This window comes from Chryseobacterium koreense CCUG 49689, assembly GCF_001045435.1.
Taxonomy (GTDB): domain Bacteria; phylum Bacteroidota; class Bacteroidia; order Flavobacteriales; family Weeksellaceae; genus Kaistella; species Kaistella koreensis.
Genome location: NZ_LFNG01000008.1, coordinates 106,253 through 116,474, shown reverse-complemented (window position 1 = coordinate 116,474; position 10,222 = coordinate 106,253). Strand labels below are relative to the sequence as shown.

Below are 10,222 nucleotides of genomic sequence, written 5' to 3'. Positions count from 1 at the left end.
CTCTGATATGGTTGGAAATCACCACTCCGTAGGAGTGAGAAGTTTGTAGCTCTGATACGGTTGCAGACCAATCACTCCGTAGGAGTGAAACGTTGTCGCCATTAACGCCTTTTGGGTGCTGTCCTTCCGGCTTTCTACACATACGAAACCGCCAAAATAACTTCGCACTTCTACGAAGTGCCGTCATGCTGTACTTATAGGTGGCTACAAACTTCAAACTCCTACGGAGCTATTCTGTTTTTAATGATTTGGTGGTCAGAAAACCACGTTGAAACACATTAAAAATACCAAGAATTTACGTATGCCTCAACCATTTTACCGGGATTTCTATTTCTAAAAACAACACCAAATGCTCCGGAGGAGCAGTATCTGTGTAGAAAGACAGATCAAAGAAAGTTTGCATTCCATATGAATGCCATCTTAAAAAAACTTTCCTTTCATTAGGTCTTTTTAGAACTGGCATTTACACCATGCCACCTATTTGATCTGCCGGCATAGCTGCACCAGATCAACATACAGCAATGGCTTTAAGTAAAAGATTCGCCCCCCAAGTTTGATGTACCGAAAACACTTCTGCTTGCGGTACTTGCGCATCGTGCGCGTGGTCACCTGCAGGAACTTCGCCAGTTCGGATTCCTCCAGAATCAGCGCTTCAGTAAACGGAAATTGTCCTCGTTCGATTTGGCGGTGCAGTTGCTGCTGTTCGGCATGCAGTTGCTCAAGCTTCGCCATGCTTAAATTAAATAAAGATTCCATGGTTATTAGTTTTATGATTCAAAATTAGCCTTTCAAACAATACCAAACCACCGTGTTTTCACCCCTTTTTACCAATATCCTCCACCCCCCATTCCATAGTATATTGTCGCACAGCAACATACATCCGGCAAACCACTCCGGCGTCATGGCAATCCATCCTGCAAAACCGCTGCACAAAACCGAACATTTATACGCACTTTAAAACCGGCCGCATTGCACAGTGAGCACCACTTCCGTACCTTTGGCTTCTATTTCGGCGGCTAAAACATCATCCGCCAAAATTGATCCACTTAAAAACAACCGTTAACTCCATCCCATGATCCACGACAAAGACTACATCATCCGCATCGTAAAACAGTTCAGCGAAATGCTGGCCACACTCCTCCTCGGAAAAAATGAAGGAACACTCCCCGAAGAACTGCAAAGAACCTTCGAAACCAATATGAATGACACCTTCAAAATGACTTTTGAGGAGCTTTCCGCAAAATCCCCGGAAGAAATCACCGCGCTGATCGACGCCAAAGACAGTTCACACCACATTCCCTATTTTGAACTCTTGGGACACCTCTTCTATTTTAAAAACAAAGAAACCCCAAACAAAGATTTCGCCGAAAAAGCAAAGGTTTTTTACGAAACTTATCTGCAGCGAAGCGGGATTTTCTCCATGCCGGTGATGACCAGGATTACAGAATTGAAAAATTCACTGTAACAAAATCAGGGTTTTTTCGTCTTATCCACTAAAATCCTTAATGAAAAAGTCGGCACTTTTCGTTTTTACTTTCCTTTCGGTTCTTGCGTTTTCCCAAAAGAAATGGACGCTGCAGGAATGTGTGAACTATGCGGTTGAAAATAACCTGCAGGTCATGCAGAACCAGTTTTCAAGAAAAATCTCAGATAACAACCTGCAGGTTTCAAAAAAACAGTACCTCCCAACAGTTTCGGGAAATATCAATAATAATGTGAATTTCGGGCAGGGAAGAGATGTTTTTGGAAACAGCAACAGAAATGATAATTTCACCAACAGTGCGGGGGTAGGTGCAGACATTCTGGTTTTCAACCACGGCAGACTGGAAAAAAACATCAGAAAATCCGAATATGACGTGCAAGCAAGTCAGTTTGACCTGGACCGCGTGAAAAACGATATCTCCCTCCAAATCGCACAGCAATATCTGTCCGTGCTGCTCAACCGAGAAATCACCAAAATTTCCAGCAGCGCACTTGAAAACGCCGAAAAACTCTACCAAAGGGCAAAAATAACCACTGAAGTAGGAACCACCTCTCAAACTGTTTTGGCGGAAGCGGAAGCCGCTTTGGCTAGAGAAAAACAAAATGTGAAAACCGCACAAATCAATACGAAAAGAAGTCTTTTTTCCCTGGCAATGCTGCTTCAGCTGCCAGATTACAAAAGCTTTGACATCCAGGATGTTCCTGTCACTTCTGCTTTAGACGCACCGTTATACTCCGCAGAAAACATCATCACTCAGGCCTTTGAAAATCAGCCGCAAATTAAGGCTGCGGAAACCAGAATAAAATCTGCCGAAGCCCAAACCGAAATTACCAAAACCGCATTCTGGCCGACTGTTTCTGCATCCGCCGGAATCGGGACTTCCTACTTCAATTCTCTGGTTACCAATACCGCGGGGATAGACATCAATGGAAACCCAATCAAGGAAAGCAGTTTTTTCAAACAGTACAAAGACAACTTCGGCCAGCAACTGGGCTTGTCTGCGAGCATTCCCATTTTCAACAAGGGAATCACCCGCCTGAATGTGGAGCAATCAAAAATCAACGAAGAGATCGCCAAAACCACCCTGCAGCAGCAAAAACAGGAGGTCTTGCAGAATGTGCAAAAAGCACAGTTTGATGCAGAAAGCAATTATCAGGCTTACCTCGCAGCAATGGAAGCAGAAAAAAGTTCAAAACTAGCCCTGGATTTCGCGGAAAAGAGTTACGAAGCCGGCCGAACCACCATCTATGACCTGAATATTGCCAGAAACAATTACGCCAATGCGCAAGGTTCGGTTGCACAGGCGAAATACAACTACCTCTTCAGCATGAAGCTGCTGAATTTCTATGCGGGAATTCCATTGAGCCTATAAAAGACGAAAGCTAAAGATGGCAGAAGTGGAAACAGAATTTGCAAATTAATTTTGAAGTTGCAACTATTAGTCCTATTTTCACCCTTCGTAATCTATATTTTGTATTTCAGGTGTCTGTCTCTTCTTTAGAAAAATATCTGCCCGAAAACGCACTGCCTTTTCTTCGGAAGTGGTTCGGCGAATACTATATCCACATCAAAATAACCAGAGGCAGAAACTCCAAGCTGGGCGATTACCGGAAAATGCCCGACAAGTCCCACCAGATCACGATCAATTCCACGCTTCAGCCGCAACTTTTCTTTTTTGTGCTCACTCACGAACTGGCCCATTTGATCGCTTTCGAACAATTCGGCCGCAAAATTTTTCCCCATGGCGCGGAATGGAAGCACACCTTCCGCGAGATGCTTTTGGAAAGTATTTCAGTCTATGCGGAAGATCTGAAACCCATGATCCTAAAGTTTTCCCGATCACCAAAAGCCAACTTCATGGCGAGTCCGGAGCTGGTGAAATACTTCCACATCGAAGACTTCCACGATGAAAGCTCCTATATTGAAGACCTGAATATCGGCGACCGCTTCCTTTATCGCAAACACACCTACATCATCCAGGAAAAGCGTAAAATTAACTATCTTTGCAAAAACCTCGATACCGGGAAAATTTATATTTTCAAACCATTAGCAAGAGTGGAAAAATTGAATTAATCATGACATTATCAAATAATTACTGCGTCATCATGGCAGGAGGAATTGGCAGCAGATTCTGGCCGATGAGCACCCAAAAATATCCAAAACAGTTTCAGGACATTTTGGGAACCGGCAGAACGATGATTCAGCAAACCTATGACCGAATCAGCCAAGTGGTTCCAAAAGAAAACATCTTCGTCATCACCAACAGGGAATACGTTTCGCTCACCGCGAGTCAGCTGCCCGAATTAAACCCCGAAAATATCGTGGGGGAACCGATGATGAAGAATACCGCCGCCTGCAATATCTACATGGCGAAAAAAATTGCCGATCTGAACCCGAATGCAAATATGATCGTGCTTCCTGCAGACCATTTGATTTTAAAGGAAAACATCTTCCTGCAAAAAGTGGAACTCGCATTTAATCTTGCAGAAAAAAATGACTACCTCATCACTTTGGGAATCAAGCCGACACGTCCAGATACCGGTTATGGCTACATTCAGTTTGTAGAAAAAAAGGGTTCCGAATATTTTAAGGTGAAGACCTTCACCGAAAAACCGGACCTGGAAATTGCCAAAACCTTTTTAGAAAGCGGCGATTTCTTGTGGAATGCTGGGATTTTTGTTTGGAATGTGAAATCTATTCTCGCGGCTTTCGATGTCTATTTGGAGGAAATGTCTCAGCATTTTCAAAGTTGCGAATACAATGCAAAAGGCGAATCCGCCTGCATCGATCTGATTTATCCGAAAGTCAACAAGATTTCGATTGACAACGGAATTCTGGAGAAAGCCCAAAATGTATACGTGATTCCTGCCGATTTGGGTTGGAGCGATTTGGGAACCTGGACTTCCGTCTATGAAAACGCGGAAAAAGATGAATCCAAAAACGCCATCAAATCGAAACACATCATGACCTACAATTCGAAGGGAAACATCATTCGGTTTAAAAGCAAGAACAAGGCGGCAATCATTGATGGATTGAAGAACTACATCATTGTGGACACCGACAAAGCGCTGCTGATTTGTCCGCTGGATAATGATCAGCTAATCAAGGAATATGTCCAGGATTTGCGGACCCTGAAAAAAGGCGAAAAATTCATGTAAACAAATAATCCATTCAGAACTGAGTGGATTTTTTTTTAGATTTTAGCAATAATCTGCTGAACCTTAATTTCCTCCAAACAGGCCCAATCGCCTCGGTAACATTCTTTGTCTCCAAAAACCGAGCAAGGCCTGCAAGTCAAATCGTTGATTTGTACCACATCCTTTTCACTTTGCCCATAACCGAGAAATCCCGCGAAAGGATGCGTGGAACCCCAAATCGACACACATCTTGTTCCGACCAAACTGGCCAAATGCATGTTCGCGGAATCCATGGAAATCATCAGCTCGAGTTCTGAGATTTTCTCGAGTTCCTTATTTAAAGTGAGTTTTCCGGCTAGATTTTCGGAGTTTGGGATTTGCTGCTGCCAGCTGTTTAAAGTTTCCATTTCACTTTTTCCACCTCCAAAAAAATAGACCTTATGTTGCTTTGAAAGGATTTTTGCGACTTCGAAAGTCTTTTCGGTGGGCAGCATTTTTCCATGATGCTGTGCAAAAGGAGCAATTCCAATTCCCGATTTCTGCACGCTTTTTGGCCTCAACTCATGCGAAAGCTCCACCTTGAATCCCATTTCGCGAAAAACATCGGCATACCTTTCAGTGGTAAGTTTAAGTGGTGTTTTCTGGAGATTCCAGATATCGGTGAGTTTTTCTTTCTCGCTTTTCCCTTTGTCGATTTTGAATACCTGTTTTCCCTTCAACTTAAAAATCCGGTCCAGAATTTTGGCCCGAATGACATCATGCAGGTCTGCAACATATTCAAACTGAAATTCTTTGAGCAATTCCTTTGAAAGTTTCCACATTCCGAAAAATCCCTTGTAATCCTCCAAATCCACGCCTTTGAAAATCAGATTTGGAATCCCTTCATACAGATCCTTGAAATTTTTGCGGGAAACCATCACGATTTGTACCTCCGGATGCTGTTCCAGAAATTCTGTAAATACGGGAACCGTCATGGCCACATCGCCAAAAGCGGAAAACCGATATGCTAAAATCTGTGTCATTTCTTTAATTGGAAAGCAACTGCGTAAAATTTGATCTGTTTGGTCATTGCCATCAAACCATTTGCTCTGGAAGGCGAAAGAAATTCCTGCAATCCGATTTCCTCAATGAATTTAAAGTCCGAATCCAGAATTTCGGCGGTGGTATGGCCACTGTAAACCGAAACCAAAAGTGAGACGATGCCTTTAGGTAAAATCCCGTCGGAGTCGGCATTGAAAAACAGTTTGCCCTCCTTGAACTCGGCATCAATCCATACCTGCGACTGACAACCTTTGATCAGGTTTTCCGGGGTCTTTTTATCTTCCGGAAGTCCCTTCAACTCTTTTCCTAAATCGATGATGTATTCGTACTTCTGCTCCCAGTCGTCTAAAAAGGCAAATTCGTCAACAAGCTGCTGTTGTTTTTCTTTGATGGTCATGATGCAAAGATAAGAAAAGTTGGAGGTTTGAAGGGTGTTTAAACGAGACTCCCTTATTTCAATAATTTTTTAAAAAGCGAAATGATTTTCGGTGACTCTTTCTCCCAACAAAGTTCTTCGGAGGCTTTGTTTAAAGCATCTTCGTAAAATTTTTTCCCGTTTTCCAAAACGATATTTATTTTTTCGGCGAGTTCCTCATGACTGTTTAATTTTTCACCCACCTGAAAGCGATCAATGACTTTTCCCATTTCCGGAAAATTAGAAACCACCACCGGAACTCTGGACTGGATATAGTCAGAAACTTTATTCGGCATGGAATAAAAATAGCTGAGCCCATTGTTCTCTTCAATACTTAATCCCACATCCGCTTTCCGGGTTATTTCACGCAGCTTTTCCGGTAAAAGCTTGCCCAAAAACTTCACTTTTTCTTCCAGCGCTAAAGATTGGGTCAAAGCCAAATATTCCTGTTTTCTGGGGCCATCTCCACAAACCCAAAATTCCGCATCCTCAATCATTTTCATCGCTGGAATCATTTTGTCCAAACCTCTTGAAGGATTGATAACTCCTTGGTAAAGAATGATTTTCTTGAAATTGATCTCCGAATAATTTTGCGGATTCTCCATCTTCGCCGGGAAATTCTGAACGACCACCGGTCTCTCAATTCCGTATGTTTTTGCAAACCAATCGGCATAACTTTCACTGGCGGTCATCATAAACTCAAGTTTTGGAACGATGGCTTGTTCCAATGTTCGCCATATTCTCTGGGTAAACCGGCCGTTGAGCGAAGGCATTTCTGTAAAAATTTCGTGGCTGTCAAAAACCAAAGGAATTCCTAATTTTTTGGAAACCAAATAATTAGCCAAAAGCGTATCCAGATCATTGGAGAGGAGAATCGTGTCCTTATCGGCCCTTTTCGAAAGGATATTGTGGAGTTTCCAGTTAAATTCAGGATAGGCGAGCTTTAAAGAATTGGACTTTAAGGGGATTCTGGAGAAAGAATAAGGCCGCTCCATGTCGGGAAGTCCACCCCAATCGTTGCCGATCAGTTCAATCTGGAAGCCGTTTTCATGCAAAGTCCTGCAAACCTTTTCTACACGTTGGTCTGTCAATAGATTGTTGAAAACGCTTACTATAACTTTCATTGCTGAAATTTAAAGAAAATATTGGATTGCCGCGATTTCAAGAAAAAATCATGCATCCGTGAAAAAGAAATGCCCTAAAGCAAATCTAACTCTTCTTTACCAAATGAAAAACCTGAATCCCGCATAAAATCGCATTTGGAATAATAATTGGCCATAGATAATTGCTATAAATCCCATAGATTACAAACAACATACAACCGACGAGATTCACAATTCTGATTTTTCGCAGGTCTTTCAAAATAAAACTCAATACCACGAAAAATGATGCTCCATAACCTACGAAATTAGTAATTTCCGGACTCATAATATCTAAAATTTTGGGGTGACAAACCTAGTCATTTCCAGCGATATGTGAAAATATTTTCTGCCATAAAGTCATTATTTATTTTTGGTAAAGTATTTGTAACTTTGAAATAGACTTAAAGATTATTTTTTATCTTTAATAATTAGATTGAGACGAATATATTATGGATCATAAATTTTCCAGCGGTTTGGACCAGGTGTTCAAACAAAGCAAAAACGAAGCACGGCGTTTACAGAGCGAATTTCTGAATACCGAGCACTTCCTGCTAGGAATCATTAAAACCGAAAATTCAGCGAAAGAAATCCTTCAAAACTTAGGGGCGGATTTAACACAGATTAGAAGAAAGATTGAAACAATGGCCGTGGCAAGCCTGAATCCTTTTTCAATGGACAGCGACAAGATTTCATTTACCAAAATGGCGGATCAGGCCGTGAAACGTTCGGAACTGGAATGCAGACAATACCAGGGAACCGAAATCAACACAGTACACCTCCTTTTGGGAATCCTGTACAAATCTGAAGATCCCAGCACCAATATCTTAAGCTCTTATGATATTGACTATGAAAGGGTTTCCCGTGAATACCAAAACATGCTCAAAAACTCAGGGCAAAATCCGAAAATGAGCGCCTATGACGACGATGAGGAAAGGGAAGAATTCGGGCAAATGAGGAAACCGACCGGAAATATCGGCACAGGAAAAAGCAAAACCCCGACTTTGGATAATTTCGGACGAGATCTCACTTCACTCGCAAGAGACGGAAAACTGGATCCCGTGATTGGCCGTGAAAAGGAAATCGAACGGGTCTCCCAAATTTTGTCCCGAAGAAAAAAGAATAATCCCCTTTTAATTGGTGAACCGGGTGTCGGAAAATCAGCAATTGCAGAAGGATTGGCTTTGCGGATTCAACAGAAAAAAGTTTCCCGGGTGCTCTTCGGAAAGCGAGTGATTACCCTAGATTTGGCGAGTTTGGTGGCCGGAACAAAATACCGTGGCCAGTTCGAAGAAAGAATGAAAGCCATCATGACCGAGCTTGAAAAAAACCGCGACGTGATTTTGTTTATCGACGAACTGCACACCATCGTGGGAGCAGGAAGTTCCACCGGAAGTCTGGACGCATCAAACATGTTCAAACCAGCTCTGGCGAGAGGGGAAATCCAATGCATCGGTGCCACTACTTTGGATGAATACCGACAGTATATCGAAAAAGATGGCGCACTGGAAAGACGCTTCCAAAAAGTAATGGTGGAACCCACCACGATTGAGGAAACGGTGCAGATTTTAAATCAAATTAAAGACAAGTACGAAGATCATCACAACGTTATTTACACCGATGAAGCCATTCACGCATGTGTTAATTTAACAGCGAGATATATAACCGACCGGTTTTTGCCGGATAAAGCCATCGATGCTTTAGACGAAGCAGGTTCAAGGGTATATATCAAAAACATGAAGGTTCCGACTGAAATCATCGAACACGAAAAGAAAATTGAGGAAATCAAGGAACAAAAACAGAAAGCAGTTAAAGCACAGGATTACCTGGAAGCCCGAAAACTGAAGGACGAAGAGGAAAGATTGCAGATAGAATTGAATTTGGCTCAGGAAACCTGGGACAAAAGCGTGAAAGAGAAAAAAGAAGTCGTCACCGAAGAAAACGTGGCAGAAGTGGTTTCCATGATGAGTGGAATCCCTGTAACGAAAGTAGGCAAAAACGAACTCGACAAACTGGCCCAAATGGACAAGATGCTGAACGGGAAAGTAATCGGACAGGAAGATGCGGTGAAAAAAGTGGTGAAAGCCATTCAAAGAAACCGCGCCGGACTGAAAGATCCGAACCGACCAATCGGCACTTTTATCTTCCTTGGAACAACCGGCGTAGGAAAAACCGAATTGGCGAAAGTCATGGCAAGAGAACTCTTCGATTCCGACGATGCATTAATCCGGATCGACATGAGCGAATACATGGAAAAATTCGCCGTTTCCAGATTGGTTGGTGCGCCTCCGGGATATGTGGGTTATGAAGAAGGCGGTCAGTTGACCGAAGCGGTTCGCAGAAAACCTTATGCGGTGGTGCTTTTAGACGAAATTGAAAAAGCGCATCCGGATGTGTTCAACATTTTGCTGCAGATTTTGGATGAAGGTTTCGTCACCGATTCTTTGGGAAGAAAAATCGACTTCAGAAATACGATTGTGATTTTGACTTCCAATATCGGTACCAGAGATCTGAAAGACTTCGGTGATGGAGTCGGATTTGGCACTTCTGCGAAGAAATCCACATCTGATGCAAGAGCGAGAAGTACGATTGAAAATGCCTTGAAAAAAGCATTTGCTCCGGAATTCCTGAACAGAATTGACGACATTGTGATTTTCAACAACCTAGAAAAAGAAGATATTTCGAAAATCATCGATCTGGAATTGGGCAAATTGTACAAACGTCTCGAAAAACTCAACTATCATGTGGAACTGACCGAAGACGCCAAAAACTTTATCGCGGAAAAAGGTTGGGACAAAGATTTTGGAGCAAGACCACTGAAACGTGCCATCCAAAAATACATCGAAGACTTATTGGCAGAAATGTTGGTAAACAAGCAACTTTCAGAAGGAGAAACGGTAGTCTTGAAACTGAACGAAGCAAAAGATGCGCTGGAAGGAGAAGCCGCGAAGAAAAAGGAAACCGCGAAGTAACCTATCAAAATAAATAGAAAAACACCTTGTCAAAA

The 10,222-nt window shown here is 42.4% G+C and carries 10 protein-coding genes; 5 read left to right on the top strand and 5 right to left on the bottom strand.

What is annotated here, in order from left to right; translation table 11 throughout:
- Window positions 1-477 precede the first annotated feature (477 nt).
- Window positions 478-756: a MerR family transcriptional regulator gene (locus tag ACM44_RS07420; RefSeq protein WP_048499400.1), complete on the bottom strand. Its 279-nt coding sequence runs from the start codon at window positions 754-756 to the stop codon at window positions 478-480.
- A gap of 316 nt (window positions 757-1,072) precedes the next feature.
- On the opposite strand from ACM44_RS07420, the gene ACM44_RS07415 reads away from it, so the two are divergent.
- From ACM44_RS07415 to ACM44_RS07400, 4 genes are all read left to right on the top strand, one after another.
- Window positions 1,073-1,465 (top strand): hypothetical protein, encoded by a 393-nt coding sequence (locus tag ACM44_RS07415; RefSeq protein ID WP_048499399.1) that lies wholly within the window; start codon window positions 1,073-1,075, stop codon window positions 1,463-1,465.
- Window positions 1,466-1,505: 40 nt separating this feature from the next.
- Complete coding sequence (locus ACM44_RS07410; RefSeq protein ID WP_048499398.1) at window positions 1,506-2,855, top strand: TolC family protein; 1,350 nt, start codon at window positions 1,506-1,508, stop codon at window positions 2,853-2,855.
- 110 nt (window positions 2,856-2,965) lie between these two features.
- A complete protein-coding gene (locus tag ACM44_RS07405) occupies window positions 2,966-3,556 on the top strand; it encodes a SprT-like domain-containing protein (protein ID WP_083993668.1) in 591 nt (196 codons plus the stop codon).
- Between the two features lie 2 nt (window positions 3,557-3,558).
- Entirely contained in the window at window positions 3,559-4,641 is a 1,083-nt protein-coding gene (locus ACM44_RS07400; RefSeq protein WP_241477154.1) for a mannose-1-phosphate guanylyltransferase, read from the top strand.
- Between the two features lie 35 nt (window positions 4,642-4,676).
- On the opposite strand, the gene ACM44_RS07395 is transcribed toward ACM44_RS07400, so the two are convergent.
- From ACM44_RS07395 to ACM44_RS07380, 4 genes are all read right to left on the bottom strand, one after another.
- Complete coding sequence (locus ACM44_RS07395) at window positions 4,677-5,642, bottom strand: glycosyltransferase family 9 protein (RefSeq protein WP_048499397.1); 966 nt, start codon at window positions 5,640-5,642, stop codon at window positions 4,677-4,679.
- Window positions 5,639-6,058, bottom strand: a complete 420-nt coding sequence (locus ACM44_RS07390) for a SufE family protein (RefSeq protein WP_048499396.1) — start codon at window positions 6,056-6,058, stop codon at window positions 5,639-5,641. Before ACM44_RS07390 ends, ACM44_RS07395 begins: the two co-directional genes overlap by 4 nt.
- A 53-nt stretch (window positions 6,059-6,111) precedes the next feature.
- Window positions 6,112-7,200, bottom strand: coding sequence for a glycosyltransferase family 4 protein (locus ACM44_RS07385; protein ID WP_048499395.1), 1,089 nt, complete (start codon window positions 7,198-7,200; stop codon window positions 6,112-6,114).
- 85 nt (window positions 7,201-7,285) lie between these two features.
- Window positions 7,286-7,504, bottom strand: coding sequence for a hypothetical protein (locus ACM44_RS07380; RefSeq protein WP_048499394.1), 219 nt, complete (start codon window positions 7,502-7,504; stop codon window positions 7,286-7,288).
- 163 nt (window positions 7,505-7,667) lie between these two features.
- Between ACM44_RS07380 and ACM44_RS07375 the strand changes: the two genes are divergently transcribed.
- Window positions 7,668-10,187: an ATP-dependent Clp protease ATP-binding subunit gene (locus tag ACM44_RS07375; RefSeq protein ID WP_048499393.1), complete on the top strand. Its 2,520-nt coding sequence runs from the start codon at window positions 7,668-7,670 to the stop codon at window positions 10,185-10,187.
- Window positions 10,188-10,222: the final 35 nt, after the last annotated feature.